Raw genomic sequence first — 20,761 nt, 5'->3', positions numbered from 1 at the left:
GTGCGGAGATGCTCGCCAGATGAAACCGCTGGTGTCGTGCATCATGCCGACCTACAACCGCCGTGCCTTCGTGCCGCATGCCATTCGGTACTTTCTGCGCCAGGACTACCCCGAACGCGAGCTCGTCGTGGTGGACGACGGCGAGGATCCGGTCGAGGACCTGATTCCGGCCGACTACCGGATCTCCTACATCCGGCTTCCGGAACGGCACACCATCGGCGCGAAGCACAACATCGGGTGCCGGTTGGCCCGTGGCGAGCTCGCGGTGATCTGGGACGATGACGACTGGATGGCGCCGTGGCGGTTGTCGTACCAGGTCGCCGAGTTTCTCGGCCAGGACGTCGATGTCTCGGGCTCGCGGGTCCTGCTGTACCTGGACCTCCGGACCGGGCAGGGGTGGCGGTACGAGTATCCGCGCAGGGAGCGGCCCTGGGTGGCCACGCCGACCTTCTGCTTCCTGCGGGAGTACCTGCTGGCGAAACCCTTCCCGGACGAGCAGATCGCGTTCGGTACCGACTGGCTGTGGAGCCCGGCCGGCCCACGGATCGGCACGCTGGCGAACCCGCGCTTCTACGTCGCGACCATCCACTCCGGAAACGTCGCCACGAAGAGCACCTCGAGCACCTGGTGGCATCCCCGACCGCAGCGGGAGATCACCGGCGTGCTCGGCGACGACTGGCCGCTCACGGAGTCGTAACGGTGCGGCGCTAGGGGCACGTCGGCGGCGCGGTGGGGGCGTGGCCACTTGCGGCTTGATGGCGAGCTCTCGCGGCGAGCAACTCGGCCCGTGCCGCATCGTATTGTGTCCGGAGTTGCGGACTCAGGCGGCAGTAGTTCCCCAGCGCGGCGTCAATCAGGCGAACCCGGGTCGCGTGCGGCATCCGGCCGGTTCCCGGCACCTCGGTGGCAAGGGCCTCTCGCTGAAAAGCCAGGAACTCCCGCAGCGGCTGGGTCGCCGGACCGCCCATGCTCCGCCGGTGTTGCCGCACATGTTCCAGCTCGTGATCCACCTGCAGCACCCGGCGGGCGAAATGCACCGGCGTGGTGTTGGTCAGGAAATCGTTTCCGACGGTGATCACCCCGGTCGCGGTCGGACCGGTGGCCACGGTCGTCTGCAGGCCGGCCATTCCAGCATCGAAGACGACGTTGGAGATCAGCGCGGCCTCCCGCGGATAGTAGGTGTTCAGGATGCTGCGGACCGCCTGAATGGCCCGGGTTGCCGCGGCGACCCTCTGGTCCGCCGCGGCGGCGATGATGGCCTGCGCTCGCGCGTCCAACGCTCCCGCCGGGGCCGCCGGAGCGTTGAGGCGATACTTGATCTGACCGGCGGTCGGCCCCACACGCTGGCCGAACTCGTCCACGCCGGTCGGCGGCAGCCCGTGCTCCGAGCGCCAGCGTTCGACGAGCCGATCGTGGATCTCGTCCTCCTCCGGCCGGGTATCTCGTTGTACGACAGCGGGCCCGGCGGATGCGATTCGGCCGGGGCGCCCGTCGTGAACTCGGCTCGCCGCGTGGTCCGCCTGCTGCTCGAACCGGTCGGCGGCCGGGCCGATCAGCAGACCCGGCCGCGGCGGCCCGGCGTTGGCCTGCTGAACGACGTGGGCCAGCTCGTGTGCGATCAGTCGCTGCCCGGAGGCGGTGTCCGGCCGGTAGCTGCCCGACGAGAAGACGACGTGCGAGCCGACGGTGTAGGCCCGAGCGGCGATCATGCGCGCGGACGCCGCGGCCCTGGTGTCGGCGTGCACGCGAACCCCGCTGAAGTCGTGCCCGAAGCGTGCCCCCATGGTGGCCCTGATCCGCGGATCCAGCGGCTCCCCCGCCGAACGCACCACCTCGTGCACGACGGGTGGCGCGACCCGCGGACCGGCGCCCACGGCATGGCGCTGGAGTCCCGGCCGTTCGTCGTCTTGGTCACACGCACCCGGCGGGCACTGCCTGGCACCGCAGCGCCGCACGATCGGCGCCGCCACGGGCGGCACGTCGATGCTCGGCGCGTGGCGGGTCGCGATGGCCCGCATCGTCATCACCTCGGCTCATTCCTCGGTCTCTGCTTGAGCGGCACGGCGGGAGCGCGACCGCGGCTGGCGGGGCGCAGGAGATTTCGACGGCGTGGTCGCGAGTTCCTTGCTCTGACTCTCGGGTGGCGCGGCGAGGGGAACGAAGACGTGGCGGGGGGTCCTGTCCACGGTGCCGTCGGACACGAAGGCGAGCGGTGCGTGGTGGTACCGGACGCCGTGCGGAGCCCGCGCGAGGGGGCCGGTCCCGGACTCCGGCCACAGCACGTCGCCGATGGCGGTGCGGGCCGGGATCAGCCAGTAGTCACCCCGGCGGTAGGTGCCCTTCACCTCCGCAGGCGCCTCGAAGCGCACCCGCACACCGTCTTCGAGGTCGATCCACTCGTTCTCGCGGATCGGTATGGCGCCGTCCTCGGCCAGGTTGGCCGGCGGCGCCCCGATGGGGGTCGATGCGTGGTCCCAGCGGCGCAGCAACGGGTTGCCGCCGACCGGGCCGTCCACCTCCCCGTCGAGGGTGACGGTCCGGTCGGCCGGGTCGATCGTCTGCACCCGCCACAACCTCGGCGCCGCCACGGGTGGATCGGCCAGCACCACGTCGCCGGCGGCCCGTGCGGTCACGGTGTCGTCGACGATCTCCACCCGGTCGCCCACCTCGAGGCCGAGCTTGCCGTCGCGGCCGAGCCCGGCGAGCCTGACCACCGCGCCCGCGATGGACTCGATCGCGAACACCACCGAGGCGTTCTCCCTTGACCACTTGAAGGTGGCGCCGGCCACGCTCGCGGCGCTCGCCCTGCCCCTGCGCCGGGTCGGCGCCTGCGGGCCGGTGCTCGGCCACGCCGGTCCGCCGGTGTGCACCTCGATCCGGTAGAGCTGGTTCTCCGGTCCGCGGAACCGCGCGTCGGGGGGAAGGTGGCACGGATCGTCGGTGGCCTCGGTCGGCCGCTTCGCGTCGGCCATGAGCATGCCGGTGGGTCGGGTGGTCTGCAGCCAGTTGCCGAACTCCGTCCGCGCATCCTGCACGGTCCTCGCCTGCACCGGCAGCGCCGCGACCTGCCAGACGACCTTGGCCCTTGCCGCGGTGTCCGGGCCCGGGTCCCCGAGCGCGACCTCGCGGATCGCCGGGTCCTGCATGGCGGTGACCAGACGCTCCCACACCCGCAGGTACACCAGGTGCGGCCCGTCGGGCAGCTTGTCGTCGGCGTTGTCCGGATCGAGGTGGCCGTCCGGCTGGGTCCAGTAGGTCGTCGGGTCGCCGTTCTCCACGAGGATTCCGTCCACATAGATCCGGCCGGGCGAGATGCCGAGATCCACGACCTTGCCCGGGATCTGGGTGATCTCGAACCCCGGCGCCGCCGCCGGCGCCCCGGCGGGGCCGACGACGTCGGCGACCGCGGTGCGGAGCTGGTGCAGCAGGATCGCGGCCTGCTCGTTGAGGTCGGCGTCCAACTGCACCCGGCCCTGCTGGGACAGCACCGCGGAGAAGTGCTTGGCCGGGTCGAAGGTGTCCCGCGAGAAGTCGGCTTGCATCACGCCCTCCTAGGTCACGATCCCGATGCCGGCATGGCTTCCGGCCGGTGTGTACTCGTCGATCCGCTGCCGGAGGCCGTCCTCGCGGTGCGGCTGGAACAGGTCGTGGAAGACGCCCAGCTCGGAACCGTCCTCGGCGCCGCGCCTGATCTCGTCCGGGCAGCCCACCGCCAGCTGCGCGTATCCCGGCGTGCCGTAACGGATGCTGGTGAAGCGTGGCGCCACGCGGGCCGGATCGGCGGATCGCTCCGGCACGCAGTGGTACCGCGCCGGGGTGCGGGATCCGGGGTGCAGCCAGCAGAACCGCACGCAACCGGACTGCCGGCGGGCGATCAGCAGCTGACCGTCCACAATGGAGTTCTCAACCAGGCCTGCGGCGTGCGCCAGCACGTGTCCGAAGATCGTGCTGCGCCGGGCGTTGAACACGGCGTGCGCGTGCCGCTCGTCCGGCGCCGTCACCGCGGCCAGGCCGGCGCCGGCCGCGTCGAGAACACTGTCGGACAGCCAGATCCGGTTCGGCTCGCCGGCCACCTCGTCCACGTTGACCAGGATCGTGCCGAGAATGCTGCGCTCGACCTGCAGGCAGGCCGGGGTGTCGGACAGCTCGACGCTGGCCTCCTCCTCGTGCTCGGGATGGCAGTGCTGATCGAGCGACCAGCCCGGCACCAGGGTGGAATGCCGCAGCACGACCTGCCCGACCGGTCCGCTCACCCGCACGCTGCGCCCGGTGACCAGCAGGCCGTCCAGCACGATCCGCGGCGGCGGCGCGTCCGGGTCGCCGGCACCGGTTCCGTTGACTCGCAAGGCATCCGGCCGGTTGCTGTACCAGTCGAGCAGGCGCAGCACCGGCCGCGCCGATGGCGCCGCGCGCAGCGTCAACCGGTCGCCGCGATCCAGCCGCAGCTCGATCTGTTCCTGGTAGGCGCCCGAGTCGGTCAGCTCGATGACCGCCTCCCGCTTCCCCGGGTCCTCGGCCTTCTCCGCACGCCAGTGCTCGACCGCCGCCATGATCTGGCGGAAGTCGTCGTGCTCGCCGGGGCCGACCGTGTACCGGGTGACCGGGTGCTCGGGTTCCGGCGGCCGGACGTACTCACCGCCGCCGAGGTCGTCGGCCAGCCCGTAGTGGTAGTCCACCCACACGCCGGTGTCCGGGGCGGCACGGACCGGGAAGGCGATCCTGCCGAGCACCGGGTCGACGGCCACCTGCCCCCTTTTCGGGCTGTATCCCCACCCGGATAGGTCGGCGGGCACGATCTCGCTCAACCCGACCGGTTCTCCGCCCGCACGGTAGATGCACAGGCTCTTGCCGGGTCCGTAGTAGTGCGCCGTCCGGTCGGCGAAGGCGCGCCGCCGGATGAACGCGGGAACGTTGGTCTCGTCGGCGATGTGGTTGGGCGACGGTTCCTCGACCGGCTTGGCGACCAGCGGCGTGTCGTTGCCGAGGATGCTGAACGTGAAGTGGGCACGGGCCCGGTCCTCGCAGTACGCGGGTGCTCCGGTGACCGGGTAGGCGCGCAGCCGCCAGACGTACAGGCCCACCGACGGGATGTTGTGCCGTCCCTGCCGGCGTGCCGAACCGATCCGGCGCACGTCCACCGAATGCGCCAGCGCGTCGAACGGACCGTCCACCCGGTCCAGCGCGTCGCCGGCCCGCAGATCCACGAGGGCGCCGCGGGACAGCCGCCGCCGGTCGGCCCGGGAATCCCTGCCATGCAGGCGAACCGCCTGGCTCACCGCGAGCAGTTGGCGGAACTCCACCGCGCGCGCCGGCCAGCCGGCGACGTCCTTGGCCAGCTGTTCGAGCACCGCAAGGGTGCCCTTGCGGCGGCGGTTGGCCACGGTGTGCGCGACATCGCGACGACCGGCCAGGACGGCCAGCAGTCGTTGCGCCGGCACGCTTGCGGCACCGAGCGTCTCGGCGGAGCCGGGCAGCATGCGGTAGCCGATCAGGTCCCCGAGATAGGGCGTGACCCAGTCCCGGCAGGTCTCGATGAACCAGTCCTCGTACAGCGCTTCGATGTCTGCGCCCAGGATGTCGGCCTGCTCCTCGATGACCGCCAGCAGCGCCTCGAGCTGCCGCCCCTGCTCGGCGTCGCGCTGCCGGTAGATTCCGGGCAGCAGTCGGTAGAGCCGATCGGCGGTCATGGGATCCTCCGCAGCGTCAGGGTTTCCGGCACGTCGGCGGGGAGCACCACGAGCTGGGCCGGGCGGATCCCACGGAACACCGTGATCTCCTCCACAGTGGACAGATCGGCGCCGGGCAGCCGGGGGTTCAGCCCGGCGAGCTCGTCGATGCTCAGGCCGTAGCGGTGCGCGATCAGCGTGAGCGTGTCACCCGGCTCCACTCGATGGACCCGCTCCTCGTAGCGGGCGGGTCCGGCCGGCACGCACGCCGGCGCGCCGGCCAGCTCGTCGAGGAGGGTGGCAAGCCGGATCGGGGTGACGTCGCCGGGGATGCCGGCGAGCAGGTCGACGTCGACGTACTCCACGCCATCGACCCGCTGGACGGCCGCGATGACCTGGCTGAGGTACACCGGCTCGCCGAGCGCCCGTGCGGTGAAACCGAGCTCGGCCAGCAGCGCGGCGCGCACCGCGGGCTCGACCGAGTCCCACGAGTAGTCGGCGAGGATCTTGATCCCGGCACTCAGCACGAGCAGCACGCGGTCCCGCACGGCCACCGTGACCGGCACCCCGGGTTCGCCGAAGCCCGTCAGCGCGGCCTCGAGGGCGCCGAACAGGTCCGAACGGGGATCGATGGGCACGTCGCCGATTCCGGCGATCGTCACGTGCACGACCTCCCGCCTGCCGTCGAACAGCTTGACCGCGCTGGCCTTGCCGATGCCCGCCCTTGCCCTGGTGAAGTCCTCGTAGTCGCGCACCGACACCAGCCGGTCGAGGGCGAGCGTGCGCAGCGGGGTGACGGCCCGCGCGTCACCGGGGCCGTCGCCGTCCGCGCCGCCGGTGGCGGGCAGCGGGTTGGTCACCGCGCCCACGCCGAGCGGGCGGGCCGCAAGCTGAGTGATCGTGCCGGCCGCGACGTTGCCGGAGCTGCCCGCGCCGGTCCGGTAGGTGGCGGTGATGTTCTCGGTTCCGCTCGGCGGCCGGGCGCCGTGGCCGCCGTCGCCGAACTCGACCGAGACGCCGGAGGCGGCGGCGTGCAGCGTGTAGGAGTGATCGGTGGGGCCGGCCCAGATCAGCCCGTCGGTCTCGTGCCACGCGACGCCGTTCACCCGGACGGTGAGCGAGCTCTCCGCGCCGAGCGGGTTGTCCGCCGCCGTTCGGGTGAGCGGGGTCTGGTCCAGCACCTGGCGCAGGCGGAACGACTGGTTCGGCCGGCTGGCGTCGCCGCTGCCGAGCACCTCGGTGCGGGTCTCGCCCTGGGTGGCCGCGACGACGTTGCCGCTGACGGTGACCGTGTCCCGCCGGTAGGTGTAGGCGAGATCGTTGGCCAGCACCAGGGTGGTCCGCACCGAGTCGCCCGGTCGCCCCGGGTCGACGCGCTGCCGGACACCGGCGACCATGGCCAGCTCGGCGGCGTGGACTCCGCCGGTGTACGGCACGTCCGTGCGTTCGCCGGCGATGACCAGCCAGCGCCCCGGCCGAAGGCCGTCGTACGCCCGCGCCAGCTCGATCTCGCCCTTCCCGACGTCGTCGGTGATGGGATCGCCGAGCGGGGTCAGCTCCTCCCCCCGTGCCCAGACGACGTACCGCTCCGCGGGGGCCGGCAGGGTATTGCCTTCCAGTTCCAGCCACGTCACCGGCACCGTGTGGGTGATCGCGGGAGGCTCACCGTCCACACCGGACACCTCAACCTTTACGGTGGCCTGCCACACCTTGTTGACGAGCCTGACCTCGGGCTTCGCGCCGCCCTCGACGATCACCCGGCTGTGCGGCAGGATCGCGTCGTACACGGCGTCGAGCTGGACGGTGAGCGGCACCGGCGGGTCGGTGTGCGGCTCGATCGCGGTGACCCGCGCCTTGATCCGCATCACCTGCAGGCCGGCCAGCGGCGCCGGCGGGGCGATCTCCTGGTTCGCCCACGCGCGGTGCAGGTTCGGGGCGAGCCGGGGATCGGCCGCGGTCAGCAGCTTCGGAAGCACGTCGGAATCGGCGCGGAACCGCTCCCCGGTGGTGGCCGTCAGCGTGCGGGAGTTGCGCGGTGGGCGGGACGGTTCCCGCCGCAGGGCGGGCAGGATCGGCGCCAGCGCGACCAACCCGGTGGCCCTTGCGGGATCCTCGCATGGCGGCCCCTGCGGGCACGATGACGGCGGCCCGCAGATCAACCGTTCGGCGAGCGCGCGAAGCTCCTCGACCTCGGTCGGGCTGCGGCGGGCCAGCCGCACGGCCACGGCGAGCAATTCCGCGCCCGCGGTGCGCACGTCCTTGATCTCGTTGTCGAACCAGTCCCGCAGCGGGCGGTCCGCCCGCGGCCGGGCGATCGCCTCCGCCTCCGGCAGCCGGGCGAGCTCGTCGGCGACCGTGCCGCTGAGCACATCGTCCGCGTTCGGCGCCGCGTCGAGCGCGGCCGCCAACGGCGCGAGCCGCGCCTCGTCGATCGCGCGGGCCAGGTCGTTGCCGGTGACGACCGGGGCCTCGCGGGCCTCGGTCACGGCGGCCGTGAGCGTGTCCCGCGCCCGCTCGAACTCGTCCAGCTCCGTGCCCCGCGAGACGAGGCTCACCGAGGTCCGATTCGCCGCAAAGTCCGGTGTGGACTCCTTCACCAGCCGGACGGCCGGGTCTCCGCCGCCGAACAGGAACAGCAGCCGGTCCCCCGCCTTGAGGTTGGCGGCCGTTCCGGCGATGTCCAGGCGCGCCAAGGACTTCTGGGCGTCCACCGGGGCGTTCGCCGCGGTGATGTCCGGCGGTTCGGTGCGGCGGACCTGCAGCGCGTTCCACTCCTCGCGGGCCTGCAGCTCCTCGGCCGTCTCGAACGTCTGCGGCAGCTCGCCCCGCTCCGGCACGCTCTTCGCCGCCGACCCGGCCGGGATCACGCTCGTCGCACCGGGATCGAGGGTGTAGGCGAGGTAGGTGCTCGAGGCGAGCGCGGGCCGGGGCGCGTACCCGACGAGCCGGCCGAGGTGCTCGAGCGACTCCCGCTCCGTCGCGGTGCGCAGGAATCCCTCGTTGGCGATCCGTTCCTGGTAGAACGTCAGGACATCGCCGATGAGCGCCCAGCAGTCGAGGAGCGCGATCGCCGGGTCGTCCGGCTCGCGGGTGGTCAGCCCGTCGAGCGCCCGCCGGCTGGACAACCGGGCCAGCATCGCCTCGAGGAACCGTCCGTGCGTACCGGCCCGATAGGACAGTGCGGGCAGGCCGGGCCGGTTGTCCGACGGCGCCGGGGTCCGGGCCTCGACTCCGGCGCAGCACTCGCGGCTCATCGGCCACCTCCCATTGCGAGGGTGAGCAGGCCGTCCTCCGGCCGGGACGGATCGTTGTCCAGCTGCGCGACCTCCAGGGCGCCGATGGGCAGCACACCGGTCTCCAGCGCGTCGCTGCGCGGGCCGAACAGCCGTTGCAACCTGGTCACCTCGACGTGGCGAACGCCGGGCACGCCCGCCGCGGCGGCGACGAGCGCGCTGACCCGGATCGCGGTGCCGAAGGTGAGCCGGTCCGGGTGGAACAGCCCGTCGCGGCCGGCGCCGAGCAGCCGCAGCAGCGCCGCGCGCACGTGTCCGGTGATGTGGGCGGGATCCACCTCGACCCGCAGCGCGATGTCCAGCGGCACCAGGACCGCCGTGGCGACCGACAGGTCGTGACCGATCCGGCGGTAGCGGTACATAGATTCGCGGACCTCGTCGAGCAGCCAGTCGGGCGCCCGTCCGGTGCCGAGTGGATCGACGGCGATTTGGGCCTCGTACCAGCTTCCGGTCCACCGCAGGTCGGCGGCGGCGCGCTGGACGCCGGGCACCTGGCCGGCCAGCGTGGCGTAGTCGGCGGCGGTGAGCGCGCGCAGCAGGCGGCGCCGCGCCTCCCCCGGCGCCCGCAGGCGCACCTCGGCCACCGGTTCCGGATCGGTGCCGCCGGTCGCCGGCAGCGGGTTGCGCACCAGCCGGATCCCGGTCTGCCTTGTCCGGCAGAACACGATCCGGTTGATCGCTTCGCGGCCCACGTTGCCCGCCGTCCCGTTGCCGACGCGATAACGGGCATGCAGCGTGCCGCCGAGGGGATAGGACGCGCCGGTCCGGCCGTCGCCGAAGCGCAGCGTCAACCCGCCGTCGTCGTCGACCTCGCCGACGAAATGCCGGTCGGCGGGCCCGCTGTCGAGCAGGGTTCGGCGGGGCCGCCAGGACCGTCCATACCGATCGGTGACCTCGACCACCGGCAGCGCGGCCCGCGGATCGGGTCGCGTGGCCAGCGCCGCCGGACCACGGAACGCCGGGTTCTGCGCGCCGATGCCGTCGCCTTCATCCCGGCCCCAGGTCTGGGCGATCTCCCAGCTCTCGCCGGCGCCGAGGACGTAGCCGGCCCTTGCCCTGCGGATCAGGTCGGCCAGCCGCGCCAGCTTGACCGCGAGCAACTCGTCGAACCTGATCAGCAGCGTGCGCACCGCCTGCCGCGGGTCCGCGTCGAACCGCACCTTGCGCAACGTGCCCTGGCCGAACAGCACCGCGAGATACCGGATGTCCTCTTGGGACGGATCGTCGTTACGGAGCCTGCGCCACAGCGCGGTGAGCCGGCGCCTGGTCCGCTCGGGCAGCCCGCGCAACCGCCGCGCCTGGGCAGTGGCGAGATCGGCGCCGGCCGGGAACGGCGCGCTCTGGGTGACCGGAGACCGGCCCAGCTCCGGCCGGAACCGGATCGGGATCGGCGGGTACGCCGGACGTCGGCCCGGCACGTCGTCCGGGCAACCGAAGTCGACCGGGTCGGGGCAGCCCGGCGCTCCCGGTGGGGGCTCGGGCACCTCGATGGCCTCGGACGGGCCGCCGCACCAGGCGATGCCGCGGCCGTGCTCGACGAGCACCACGTTCCCCCTGGCCACCCCGACCGTGAGATCCGTGCAGTCCGGACCGCCGCGTGCGTTGACACACAACGGAAAGGTGAGCGCGTCCGCCCGGTCCCAGGTCACCTCGAGCACCGGCTGCCGGTACAGCTCGTCCACCGCCTCGGTGACCGCGGTCAGCCGGACGGCCTGGCGGTGGCCGAGGTCGGCATCGGCCGCGGCGCCGGTCCTCGGTCCGCGCAGCTCCTCGAAGAGCAGGACGTCGCCGGGGGCGAGGTCGAGCTCCCTGGCCGGTTCGTCCCCGCCGCCCGCACCGTCCACAAGGGTCGCAGAGGTGGCGCCGGCGGGAAGGCAGCACCCGTGGTCACCCCAGGTCCACAGCTGAATCATGTTGTGCGCCGGGCGAAGGACGACCGGCTCGTGGTGCACCGGCTCGAACACCTCGTGGGCCGGGATCCCCCGCTGGTCCAGATCGCTCGCCAGCAGGGCCGCGCCGCGGTTCGCCAGCACCCCGGGCGGCAACGTGACGAACCGGAAGTCGCCGGCCGGCAAGGTGATCTCCTCGCTGGTCTCCAGGCAGACCCAGGACCGGGCCGCGCAGCCGTCGTGCATCGCGTAGTCGACCAGCTGTGCGTGCCGGCGGACCGACACCCGCCGCCGCGCGGTGTCCAGGTATGCCTCGGTCGCCACGGCGTCCTGCCGGTAGCTCAGCCGGTCGCCCTCGTAGGCGAGCAGCTCGACCAGTGCGATGCCGATGTCGGGCACGTGCCGCTCGGTCCATGCCGGCATGGTCAGCGACAGCCGGTCGAGCAGCAGTCGCCGGAAGCTCGCGTAGTCCTTGGCCAGGTAGTCGATCTCGGGCTCCCAGACCCTCTCCTGTGGACGGTCAGGGGCGGTCTTGCAGTCGAGATCCGCGCAGTCCGGGAAGAAGGTGAACTCGGCGCAGGCGTACCGCGGATCGAACCCGGGATAAGGCGCGGTGCCCGGCCCGGCCTCGACCACGCACAGCCGGTAGGTCGACCGGTCACCGGGCCGGTCGACGGTCAACCGCACCCGGTCCTCGAGCTCCGGGTCCTCATGGGCGCACAACTCGACCCCGGTCACCTCGATGCCGACGATCCGCCGCCCACCGTCGATGCGGAAGTTCACCGGTTCGAGCTCCTCCGGCGCCTTGCCGAAGAAGATCACGGTGAGCGTCACCCGGTCGTCGTGCACGTCGATGCCGTCGATCCCGTTGTACCGGCTCGCCCGAACCCTGACCCGGCGCCGCTCGTCGATGCAGGTCATGTGGCCGCGCCTCCCTCGATGAGCTCGGTCCGCCGCTCCCCGGTCGCGATGACCACGTACCGCAGCTCGATCCGGAGCGTGCTCTCCTGCGCGGTCACGACCAGCGAGTCGACGGTGATCACGTCGCCGAGCCAGCGTTCCAGCGCGCCCTCGGCGGACACCCCGAGCGCGGCGGCCAGCTCCGGGCTGTTGGGCTCGAAGAGCAGATCCAGGAGGCCACAACCGAAGTCGGGCCGGTTGACCCGCTCGCCAGGGGTGGTGAACAGCAACTGCTCGATCAGGTCCCGGACGTGATCCGGATGGTCGGTGTCCGCGGTCCGGCCGCGAGCGTCGACGTGGAACGGAAAGTCGATGTCCATCGGGCTCACGATCCCGTCACCCGAACCTGCATGGCGGCCACGACCGGGGGCGCGGGTGGTGCCGCGCCCACGCACACCGCGTTGCCCGGTCCCGACGGCGGCGCCTGCAGCAGAACCGGCTGGGCGTCGACCACGATCCGCGCCGACACGTTGACCCACTGGACCTTCGTGTCCGGCGTCGGCTGCGCGGCGCATCCGGCCACCGGGATCTGGTTGGCCGTCGTAGCCACCGGCATGCCGTCGACCAGCACCCGCGGCGGCCCGCTCGGCAGGATGCTGGCAAAACCGCCGTGCGGGCAGGTCATTGTCATTCCACTATGGACGATGAGACCCGGCATCGCTTTTCCCTACCTCAGGACGGTCAGGCCGCCGTTGTTGATGTCCACCGCGGTCGCGGCGAGGCGGATGGTGGCCAGGCCGGGACCGCACGAGATCTCGATGCCGGCCTCGCTGAGCTTGATGTAGGGCCCGCCCGGCCCGCGGATCTGCAGTTGGATGCCGCCGGTCGGGCCGGCCATGTCGGTGATGAGCAGATAGTTCTGCAGCGGCGTGCCCAGCACGACCTGCGGCACCTGGGGCGGGATCGTGTCGGCGATCGGCGGTTGCTCGGCCATGCCACCCCGCCAGAACCCGGTCCAGGTGGCGCGGTTGATGTCGCCGTCCTCGAACCGGATCCACACTCCCGACTGGACCGCCGGCACGACGTGCATGCCGGCCACGGCCGCGTGCGGGGTGGCCCAGATGCACGGATCGTTGCCGAGAACGTCGTCGACCCGCACCATGATTCGGTTCTGCCGCATCGGGTCGTAGCTGGAGACCACGACGCCTTTGTACAGATCCTTGAACGCGTTCTGAGCGGTTGTCATGGCAGCACCCGATCGGAGAACGGGACGAATCCGTCCCTGGAGAGGCTGAAACTCTGCTTGTACTCGCCGGGCTTGATCTCGTGCGTGACGCTCGTGACGTAGTACAGCCCGTCGTAGTTGAGCCCGGCGCCCCGCACGCCGACGAGGTGCCGCGACTTGAGCACGTGCCCGTAGCGCAGGACGTCGAGCTTGCCCTGCCCGGTGACCGCGTCGGCCGCCTTCGAGGTCATGCTGATCGCTCGCAGCATCGCGTCGGGAACCGACCTGTCGGTGATCTTGACAAGCGGCTCCTCCTTCAGCGTGACCGCGGGGCGCGCGGCGAGCGGTGGCTTGAGCAGGCTCAGGCTCGGAATCGGGAGGGCGACGCCGATCTTCGTGTTCGGCTCGGTGATCCGGACGGTGTACTGCGTCCTGGACAGCCCGTCGAAGCTGAACGACAGGGACTCGACGTTGCTCGCCGCGCCCGAGTTGACGGTCAGCGCCGGCTGCAGCAGGCCGGCGCGCACGTCCGGACCCCAGTACGCGACGCTCATTCCCGGCTCAGGTCCCGGCGTGAGGAAGAACGTGTAGCCCACCTCTTCGGCCAATGCGTTGAGGTAGACGAGATCGGTGCTCGACTGGATCGGGATCTGGTCGAGCGGGTTCGGAATCGTGGGGATCACCGGGGGCAACACCGCGGGGACGATCCCGTACATCGCGTACTTCAGCAGCACCAGCAGCACCCGGACGTTGTGCGGCATGGCCGGATAGCACGCGTGCTCGGTCCGAAAGTCCATCAGCGCCAGCAGGTCCTCGCCGGTGACGGTGAGCGTCGACGCGCCGGGGGTGTCGCTCGGGGCGAGCTCGTGCCGGGTGATCACACCGTCCATCAGCACCTCGGCGGATCCGCCGACGATCGCGACGATGATCACCCGGGCGGGCGGGTCGAGCAGACCGGCCGGCAGCATGGTCTCGGTGATGACCGATCGTTTGCTCACCGCGAAGCTGAGCTGGAACCCGCTGCGCTGGCCGGAGCTGGCGGTGACCTGGACGGACCGCAGCGCGTCCAGCAGCGCCCGCGGCGCGGGTGTCGTCACGACGTTCCCGATCCGGAGCAGGAGTTGCAGGCTCTTAGCCATGGCCGGCGCTCCCCGGCACCGAGAGCACCCCGGCGGCCTGGGTGATGACGGCCGGCAACGTGATCCGCAGCCGCCGGCCGGGCACGGCCAGCTCCTCCGGATCCATCGCGCGGTTGGCGTCGGCGATCCGCCACGCCTGCTCGGCGTCGCCGAAATGCCGGCCGGCGATGTGGTCCAACCGCTCGCCCGGCGCCACGACGTGCTCGGCGAGCTGCGCCAGCTGCTCCGGCTGCGGCAGCAACCGCCTGCGCACGTAGGTGACCCGGCGGCCGTCCGGCAGGGTGTGCGTCGCGGTCGGGATACCGTGGTATCTACTGGTGACGGAGAACATTCGGGTATCCCTTCACAGCGTGGACAGACCGACATCGGCGAGGGGATGGGCGACCGAACCGGCGTGGATCTCCTTCTGCCGCTGGTAACCCAGGTAGAGCAGGCCACCCTTGTGGCTGTGGCCGAGATCGTCGACGGTCAGCACGCGCACCCCGAGGCTGACCTTCGCGCGGATCGGGTTGAGCATTCCGTCGAACGCCTCCTCGGCCACGCTCAACTCCGTGATCCGCACCGGAAGCACCCGCTTGCGCCCCAACACGAGCACCGTCAGCGGCGCCTCCGCCGGCGCGATCTCGATCTTCCCGTCCTCGGCGAGCCGGTCCTCCTCGACCAGCTGGCTCGCCGTGGGATAGATGCTCAACTCCAGCGCCGACAGCACGGGACTGAGCCCGTCCGGATACCGCTCCGGCGCGCTCGTCGCGTCGAACTCGGCGTCGAACTTGTACGACTCGTGCGGCGGCCCCTTGAGCCGCAACGCCTCCAACCGATCCCCCGGCTCGTTGCCGATCCCCTGCGGCTGCAACGTTCTGGTCACCGTGTCCGGGTTGTACTGAAACGGAACCGTCTTGATCGCCCGACCGGACCCCGGGTCCACGAACACGAACCCACCCCGCACCGGCCTACCCGCCTCCGGGAACGTGCTCATCGGTCTCTCCCCACTAGAACGACAACCCCATCGACAGGCCGATCCGGTACCAACGCAGCGCCTCCTGATCCACCCGCATACCCACGCCCGCTTCCGCGCCCACGTTGAGCAGCGCCCCACCCATGGGTCCGCTGCTGTAGCCGAGCTGCGTTCCGGCCCCGACGAACGGCGCGAGCGGTCTGGGCGGCGGCGTCGCGCCGAACGATTGGAACTCGGTGGCGGCGCCGAACTCTCCGAACCCGCCGAAGTAGGCTCCGCCGCGCACCGGACGGGTGCGGTACTCCAGCCCCATCCGCGCTCCCGCGAGGAACGCCATCTGCTGGCTCATGGGCACCATGAGGTGTGCGTGCGCGCCGAGGAACAGCATCCAGTCCCGCCGCCGGTTCAGGTCGAGGCCGACCTCGAACCCCGTGCCGGCGTGCAACGCACCGCCGCCGTAGGAGGCGTAGCCGATCGTGAGCGGCACCCGGAACTCGGGCACCACGGGCCGCCGCACCTCACGCAGCACCGGGCGGCACCGCGGCTGCCCGAGGTTGGCCATCACGGCGCGCAGAAACACGGGTACGAACGAGAAGTGGCGCTGGTGCAGCTGAATCCACCGCGGATAGTCCCGATGCGGCCCCGACAACGACCAGTCGTAGCGGTGCCGCTCGATCCCCGTCTGCTGCGGGGATCCCTGGAGCAGGGCGGGATCGTCCTCGCGGTACTCGTCCGGGTGACCGAGCACCATGTGCGTTCCCTCGTGCGCCAGGGTCCTCGTGCCAAGGCCCGCCGAGAACAGCATGACGGTGCCGGGGCTCGTTCCGGGCTGCACGAACGAGCGGCCATCGAGATTGCTGACGACGATCGTGAAGTCGGGCGTGGCACTCGTCTTGGTGACCTGCACCCGAATCGGGACCGGCGGGCCGGAGCAGGCTCCGGTGCCGTTCTCGAAGACGACCTCGTACCAGCCGTTGAGCGTGGTGTTGCAGGCCCGCACGTACTCGTCGGCGACCCGTTGGACGAGTTGCGGATCGACGGTCGGCGGGATCGGCTGCGGGCGGTTCAGGTACGTGGGGTTGATGTCCGCCGGCACGGCGCCCCGGACGTTCACGCTCACCGGGAGGGTCAGCTCTCGGGTGAGCGCGTCGTACCTGATGCGCGCCCACCCGGTGTCCATGATCGGCACGGTGCCGCCCGCCTGGGCCCGGGTGGCCTCGGCCTGCGTGCGGTAGTGCTCCCGGCGCATCCGCGCGTCGAAGACCATGCCCTGCGGGCGGAAGGTGCCCGGCTCGATCGTGTCCACGATGACCGAGGTCCCCTCCGCCGGGGTGTAGGCCTGCCTGCGCAGCGGAGCCCGCGCCAGCCGCACGGTGGCCCGGTAGGGACGGCCCGATGTCACCGCGTCGGCGGCCAGGTCGGCCTCGTGCTCGGCGGGGTCGGTGGTCGCTCCGACGGTCAGCGACGGCGCCGCGACGGTGGTCCCGGCCGCGCTCTGCTGGACGACGTGGGCCAGCTCATGGGCCAGCAGCCGCCGTCCCGCCGCCGAACCCGGTGTCGGGGCGCCGTCGGCGAGCACGATGCTCTCGCCGACGGTGTACGCGCGGGCATGCACGGCGCGGGCGGAAGCGGCCGCGCGGGCGTCGCTGTGCACGCGCACCCGGCTGAAGTCGTGGCCGAACAGGGGTTCCAGGTGCGCACGGGTGCCCGCGTCGAGCGGGCTTCCCGGCGAGCGCAGGACGTCGTGCACCAGCGGCGGCGCCGTGGCCGGCGCCGGGCCGGTCGCGCTGCGCCGAACCGGGCGCTGCTCGTCGTGCTCGCAGTCGCAGGGCCGCCCGCCGCACCGCCGCAGGATTCCCGACTCGTGGCGCTGCCGCACCGGATCCGGCGCCGGCGCCGGGGCCGGGGCCGCCTTTGCGATCATGCCCCGCTCCTTCGCCCCGGCGCCGCCGTGAGTCCACTGTGGATAGCTGAGGCGATCCGGCGGCCGAGCACCGCCGGCAGGCCGGCCGACCGGACGGCGGGTGCCTCGACCCGCCGCAGCCGGCCGGGCCGCCAGGTCGTCCTGGGTGTCCCGGCGAGCAGTGTGGACAGTTCCGCCCGCACGGCGTCTGCGATCAGCCGGGCGTGGCGCTGGTCACCGACGCCCTCCAGGATCACGCGGTCGATGTGGAGCTCGATTCTCACCGGGCCTCCTCGGTCCAGGCGAAGTCACGGTCGCGGATAGGCAGTTCGAGTTTCTGGAACTCGGTGCGGGCGGCGTCGAGGACGTGCCGCATGGTGATCGGGGACCCGGCGGAGGCGGCCAGGAAGGCGGCGTTGAGGGCGATGTTGCGGGTCATGCCGCCGCTGACCTGCAGTTGCGCCAGGCGGTCGTAGTCAAGCGCGGCGCGGGGGGCGGCCGGTGGGAAGGCCTTTGCCCAGATGGTCTTTCGTTGGGCCGCACCGGGAAACCGGAACTCCACGATGAACCGCAGCCGCCGCAGGAACGCGTTGTCCAGGGCGGTGCGCAGGTTGGTCGCCAGGATGGCCAGGCCCCGGTAGGCCTCCATGCGCTGCAGCAGATAGTTGATCTCGATGTTGGCGTAGCGGTCGTGCGCGTCCTTCACCTCGCTGCGCTTGCCGAACAACGAGTCGGCCTCGTCGAAGAACAGGATCGATCCGCCGCCCTCGGCCGCGTCGAAGAGCCGCCGCAGGTTCTTCTCGGTCTCCCCGATGTACTTGCTCACCACGGCGGACAGGTCGATCCGGTACAGGTCGAGCCGGAGCTGGTTGGCCAGCACCTCGGCGGCCATGGTCTTGCCCACCCCGCTCGGGCCGGCGAACAGCACGCTCACGCCGAGCCCGCGCGTGATCCGTTCGCCAAACCCCCAGGTCTCGTAGACCCGGGTGCGCTGGGCCACCTGATCGGCGATCTGGCCGAGCAACCGCCGCCCGTCCTCCGGCAGCACGATGTCGTCCCAGCCGACCTTGGGTTCCAGTCGCTGGGCGAGCGCGTCGAGCCGCGGGCGGGTGCGGACCCGGCAGGCGCGCCAGGCCGCGTCCGGGTCACCGCCGGAGACGGCGGCGATCTCCCGGATCGCGGACAGTTGCAGCCCGTACTGCGCGGCGAGCGGGTCGACCTCGGCACCCGGCCCGAGCGCGGCCCGCCAGGCCGCGGCGCGCTCGGCGGGGGTCGGCGGTTCGACGTCCAACGCCAGCGACTGCCTGCCGAGGTCCGGCCAGCTCTCCCGGGTCGCGAACACCGCGCGTCCGGCCATTCTGGACAGGAACCGCGCGACCGGAGGCCTGGCCTCGCCCGCGTCGGTGTCCTCGACGTCGAGGTAGAGCGCAAGCGGCAGGAGCGTCGACTCGCGCAGCCACAGGCGGGCAAGGTGGTCCAGCTCCTCCGGCTGGGCCGGAAGCAGCGACGCGGGAAGCCGGTAGGCGATCAGCCCGGAGACCACCGCCGCGTGCGCGGCGACGAGTCGCTTGCCGGCGTCGTCCTGGCCGACGAGCTGCACGACCGGGACGCCGCCTCCGGCCCGCCAGTGTCGCGCGATCTCGTCGGCAACGGCCCGCTGGGACGGTGGCAGCGCCTGCTCGATGCCGGGCGCCGGATCGAGTCGGGTGATCAGCGGGGTCAGGCGGTCGTCGACATAGTTGAGGCCCTTGATGTAGTTGACGATGCGCTCGTCGGCGCGCACGGCGCTGTCGATCAGGCCTTGGCCGCCGCGCTGGGTGATCTCGATCAGCCGCCAGAACCGCAGGCCCCGCTGCGGCGAGACGACCTCCCAGGCCGGATCCGGCAACACCGACAGCGCAAGCCCGAACGTCGGGTACGACCTGCCCTCGGCGCCGTGCGCGAGCGCGTACAGCTCCGGCATGGCCGGGTCGAACTCGACGGCCGCGCACAGCAGCAGGGTGTCGCGTTCGAACCGGGACAGCCCGAGGCTGGCCGCGAGGTCGACCAGTGCGGGTGGCGGCGTCACCGCCTCGGCTTGCGCCACCGCCCGTGCGGCCCGCTCGAGCTGCTCGTCCGAGACGCGCGCCGGTCCGGTGTCTACAGTGGACCTCTTACCGAACGGGCGGGACCGCGGCGCCGGGCCGGCCGGCGGCCGGGCGCGGCGGTCGATCTGGCGCCGCAGCAGCAGCCGCAACCATTCGAGCGACACCGTGAGGAACCGGCCGTTGGCGTCTTCCCAGCCCGCATCGTCCACAATGGATCCGCTCATCACGGCTCCTCGACGATGATGGACTGGGTGGGATCGAACTCCGGCCGATCCCCCGACCGGTCGATCAGCACGCTGTCCACTCCGGCGACGCGGATCCGGATGAGGTGCCTGCCCGGCGCGGTGTGCCGGAACGTGAAGCGCGGGCTGTCCGGGGGCTGCGGCGGATCGGTGACGTCCGGCGCCGCGGCCCGCCCGTCGAGCAGCATGAGCACCGGCTGCCCCGGCAGGGCCGCCGGCGTGTAGCCGAGCGTGACCCGCAGCACGACCGTGCCGTCCGTGTCGGGTGAGACGGCCGGCTCGACGACGGTGATCCGGGGCGCGATCAGCAGCGGCACCTCGTTGGTCACCGTGGTGACCGGTTGCTCGACGCCGTCCACGGTGAGCACGTCGGTCAGCGCCAGCGCGACCGACCACAGGCCGGCCGGGAAGGCGTCCGGGGCGCCGGCGAGCGCGAACCGGACCTCGTTCGCCGTCACGTCCTGCGGTGGGATCGGGATCGTGACCGGCTCGGCCACCAGCGGGTGGGACAGCCGGACCTCGACGCTTTGCGCCACGGCGTTGGCCGCACGCAGCACGACCTGTTCCCCCGACCGGGCCACCGTCTGCCCGTTCTCCGGCACCGCCTCGAGGAGCTCGGGGAACGGCGACTCGACGTCGCCGCGTGCGACCGGGCCCTCGTCCTGCCGGCCGCGCTTGAGCACCGGCACCGGGGTGCGCGGCGCCCGGGTGCTGTCGATGAGCACCGGCCGGACCTCGTATGCCACCGACATCCGGTACGGCGCCTGAAAGGCCGACCACAGCGAGTAGATGTCCTTCTCGCTCAGGGGCTGCCAGGTGATCCGGATTCGGTCCAGCTGGTGGGCGACGTTGCTGGGCACCGCCGAGCCGTCCAGCTCCGCGGGGTCGAGCACCGGGTACTGGTGCAGGATCCGGATCGCGGCGCCGAGCAGCTGGTGTGCGACGACGTCGTTGCCGTCCCGCACGAACGGGGTGAGCAGGTAGTGCAGGACGAGCGGCAGCGGCTGGTCACCGATCTCCCCCGCCACCAGGTCGAGCCGGTCCTCGTTGCGCAGCGCACCGTCCACATCGGTCCGGAACAGGAAGAGGTTCACCAGCCTGTCCTGCCCGCCCGACGCCATCTCGTTGGGCGGCTTGGTGATCACCTGCGCACCACCGACGCTCTCCACACCCACCGCGACCAGTCGGCGCAACGTGTCGGTCACCGCCGAGATGGCGTCCTCGTCGCTCACCGGCGATCACCCCCCGCCCGCCCACGCAGATAGTCATCCAGACTCAGCCGCGGCCGGCCCGAAGCCGGCGCACGGCTCGGCGCGCCCGGTTCCGCGGTCGCCCGCACCTCGACGCGCCCGATGCTGATGTGCACGGTCGGCTCGGCGACCGGCGCCCGCCTCGGCACGACCGGAATCCGCGGTGCCGCGGGGCGCACGGGCGGGTCCGGGCGCGTCGCGAGCCTGACCGG

At 72.1% G+C, this 20,761-nt stretch carries 17 protein-coding genes; 1 reads left to right on the top strand and 16 read right to left on the bottom strand.

Annotation, left to right across the window (positions count from 1 at the left end; translation table 11 throughout):
* The first annotated feature begins 19 nt into the window (after positions 1–19).
* Positions 20–697 carry a glycosyltransferase family 2 protein gene (locus VGX25_RS00190; protein WP_326915420.1) on the top strand — a complete coding sequence of 226 codons (678 nt, stop codon included), beginning with the start codon at positions 20–22 and terminating at the stop codon, positions 695–697.
* A gap of 10 nt (positions 698–707) precedes the next feature.
* Here VGX25_RS00190 and VGX25_RS00185 read toward each other — a convergent pair whose 3' ends face one another.
* From VGX25_RS00185 to VGX25_RS00110, 16 genes are all read right to left on the bottom strand, one after another.
* Positions 708–2,018: a DUF4157 domain-containing protein gene (locus VGX25_RS00185; RefSeq protein ID WP_326915419.1), complete on the bottom strand. Its 1,311-nt coding sequence runs from the start codon at positions 2,016–2,018 to the stop codon at positions 708–710.
* Positions 2,019–2,033: 15 nt separating this feature from the next.
* Positions 2,034–3,542 (bottom strand): DUF6519 domain-containing protein, encoded by a 1,509-nt coding sequence (locus tag VGX25_RS00180; RefSeq protein ID WP_326915418.1) that lies wholly within the window; start codon positions 3,540–3,542, stop codon positions 2,034–2,036.
* Between the two features lie 9 nt (positions 3,543–3,551).
* Positions 3,552–5,687 (bottom strand): hypothetical protein, encoded by a 2,136-nt coding sequence (locus tag VGX25_RS00175; RefSeq protein ID WP_326915417.1) that lies wholly within the window; start codon positions 5,685–5,687, stop codon positions 3,552–3,554.
* Positions 5,684–8,920 (bottom strand): putative baseplate assembly protein, encoded by a 3,237-nt coding sequence (locus tag VGX25_RS00170; protein WP_326915416.1) that lies wholly within the window; start codon positions 8,918–8,920, stop codon positions 5,684–5,686. The genes VGX25_RS00175 and VGX25_RS00170 overlap by 4 nt, the downstream gene beginning before the upstream one ends.
* On the bottom strand, positions 8,917–11,769 hold the full coding sequence (locus tag VGX25_RS00165) for a putative baseplate assembly protein (RefSeq protein WP_326915415.1): 2,853 nt from the start codon (positions 11,767–11,769) through the stop codon (positions 8,917–8,919). The genes VGX25_RS00170 and VGX25_RS00165 overlap by 4 nt, the downstream gene beginning before the upstream one ends.
* Entirely contained in the window at positions 11,766–12,128 is a 363-nt protein-coding gene (locus VGX25_RS00160; protein WP_326915414.1) for a GPW/gp25 family protein, read from the bottom strand. The genes VGX25_RS00165 and VGX25_RS00160 overlap by 4 nt, the downstream gene beginning before the upstream one ends.
* Before the next feature lie 5 nt (positions 12,129–12,133).
* Positions 12,134–12,466, bottom strand: a complete 333-nt coding sequence (locus VGX25_RS00155; RefSeq protein WP_326915413.1) for a hypothetical protein — start codon at positions 12,464–12,466, stop codon at positions 12,134–12,136.
* A gap of 9 nt (positions 12,467–12,475) precedes the next feature.
* Entirely contained in the window at positions 12,476–12,994 is a 519-nt protein-coding gene (locus VGX25_RS00150) for a phage baseplate assembly protein V (RefSeq protein WP_326915412.1), read from the bottom strand.
* Positions 12,991–14,112: a hypothetical protein gene (locus VGX25_RS00145; RefSeq protein ID WP_326915411.1), complete on the bottom strand. Its 1,122-nt coding sequence runs from the start codon at positions 14,110–14,112 to the stop codon at positions 12,991–12,993. Before VGX25_RS00145 ends, VGX25_RS00150 begins: the two co-directional genes overlap by 4 nt.
* Positions 14,105–14,443, bottom strand: a complete 339-nt coding sequence (locus VGX25_RS00140) for a LysM domain-containing protein (RefSeq protein ID WP_326915410.1) — start codon at positions 14,441–14,443, stop codon at positions 14,105–14,107. The genes VGX25_RS00145 and VGX25_RS00140 overlap by 8 nt, the downstream gene beginning before the upstream one ends.
* Before the next feature lie 12 nt (positions 14,444–14,455).
* Positions 14,456–15,088, bottom strand: coding sequence for a hypothetical protein (locus VGX25_RS00135; protein ID WP_326915409.1), 633 nt, complete (start codon positions 15,086–15,088; stop codon positions 14,456–14,458).
* A gap of 13 nt (positions 15,089–15,101) precedes the next feature.
* Positions 15,102–16,991, bottom strand: a complete 1,890-nt coding sequence (locus tag VGX25_RS00130) for a DUF4157 domain-containing protein (RefSeq protein ID WP_326915408.1) — start codon at positions 16,989–16,991, stop codon at positions 15,102–15,104.
* Positions 16,988–17,254, bottom strand: coding sequence for a hypothetical protein (locus VGX25_RS00125; protein WP_326915407.1), 267 nt, complete (start codon positions 17,252–17,254; stop codon positions 16,988–16,990). Before VGX25_RS00125 ends, VGX25_RS00130 begins: the two co-directional genes overlap by 4 nt.
* Positions 17,251–19,281 carry an ATP-binding protein gene (locus tag VGX25_RS00120; RefSeq protein WP_326915406.1) on the bottom strand — a complete coding sequence of 677 codons (2,031 nt, stop codon included), beginning with the start codon at positions 19,279–19,281 and terminating at the stop codon, positions 17,251–17,253. Before VGX25_RS00120 ends, VGX25_RS00125 begins: the two co-directional genes overlap by 4 nt.
* The gene (locus VGX25_RS00115; protein ID WP_326915405.1) at positions 19,281–20,531 is read right to left on the bottom strand and encodes a DUF4255 domain-containing protein; all 1,251 of its coding nucleotides are present in this window, start codon (positions 20,529–20,531) and stop codon (positions 19,281–19,283) included. The genes VGX25_RS00120 and VGX25_RS00115 overlap by 1 nt, the downstream gene beginning before the upstream one ends.
* The coding region (locus tag VGX25_RS00110) for a hypothetical protein (RefSeq protein ID WP_326915404.1) at positions 20,528–20,761 on the bottom strand (234 nt) is incomplete at its 5' end. The genes VGX25_RS00110 and VGX25_RS00115, both read right to left, overlap by 4 nt.

The sequence above is a fragment of the Actinophytocola sp. genome, from assembly GCF_035942955.1.
In the GTDB taxonomy this organism is placed as follows: Bacteria; Actinomycetota; Actinomycetes; order Mycobacteriales; family Pseudonocardiaceae; genus DASYTH01.
This window is presented reverse-complemented; position numbering and strand designations above follow the sequence as displayed.

What these genes read in the sequence shown, in the direction of transcription:
- VGX25_RS00130 (WP_326915408.1), bottom strand. Translation starts at nt 16,991, where the DNA reads ATGATCGCAAAGGCGGCCCCGGCCCCGGCGCCGGCGCCGGATCCGGTG.
- VGX25_RS00135 (WP_326915409.1), bottom strand. Translation starts at nt 15,088, where the DNA reads ATGAGCACGTTCCCGGAGGCGGGTAGGCCGGTGCGGGGTGGGTTCGTG.
- VGX25_RS00160 (WP_326915414.1), bottom strand. Translation starts at nt 12,128, where the DNA reads ATGGACATCGACTTTCCGTTCCACGTCGACGCTCGCGGCCGGACCGCG.
- VGX25_RS00175 (WP_326915417.1), bottom strand. Translation starts at nt 5,687, where the DNA reads ATGACCGCCGATCGGCTCTACCGACTGCTGCCCGGAATCTACCGGCAG.
- VGX25_RS00145 (WP_326915411.1), bottom strand. Translation starts at nt 14,112, where the DNA reads ATGGCTAAGAGCCTGCAACTCCTGCTCCGGATCGGGAACGTCGTGACG.
- VGX25_RS00150 (WP_326915412.1), bottom strand. Translation starts at nt 12,994, where the DNA reads ATGACAACCGCTCAGAACGCGTTCAAGGATCTGTACAAAGGCGTCGTG.
- VGX25_RS00190 (WP_326915420.1), top strand. Translation starts at nt 20, where the DNA reads ATGAAACCGCTGGTGTCGTGCATCATGCCGACCTACAACCGCCGTGCC.
- VGX25_RS00140 (WP_326915410.1), bottom strand. Translation starts at nt 14,443, where the DNA reads ATGTTCTCCGTCACCAGTAGATACCACGGTATCCCGACCGCGACGCAC.
- VGX25_RS00165 (WP_326915415.1), bottom strand. Translation starts at nt 11,769, where the DNA reads ATGACCTGCATCGACGAGCGGCGCCGGGTCAGGGTTCGGGCGAGCCGG.
- VGX25_RS00155 (WP_326915413.1), bottom strand. Translation starts at nt 12,466, where the DNA reads ATGCCGGGTCTCATCGTCCATAGTGGAATGACAATGACCTGCCCGCAC.
- VGX25_RS00185 (WP_326915419.1), bottom strand. Translation starts at nt 2,018, where the DNA reads ATGCGGGCCATCGCGACCCGCCACGCGCCGAGCATCGACGTGCCGCCC.
- VGX25_RS00170 (WP_326915416.1), bottom strand. Translation starts at nt 8,920, where the DNA reads ATGAGCCGCGAGTGCTGCGCCGGAGTCGAGGCCCGGACCCCGGCGCCG.
- VGX25_RS00180 (WP_326915418.1), bottom strand. Translation starts at nt 3,542, where the DNA reads ATGCAAGCCGACTTCTCGCGGGACACCTTCGACCCGGCCAAGCACTTC.
- VGX25_RS00120 (WP_326915406.1), bottom strand. Translation starts at nt 19,281, where the DNA reads ATGAGCGGATCCATTGTGGACGATGCGGGCTGGGAAGACGCCAACGGC.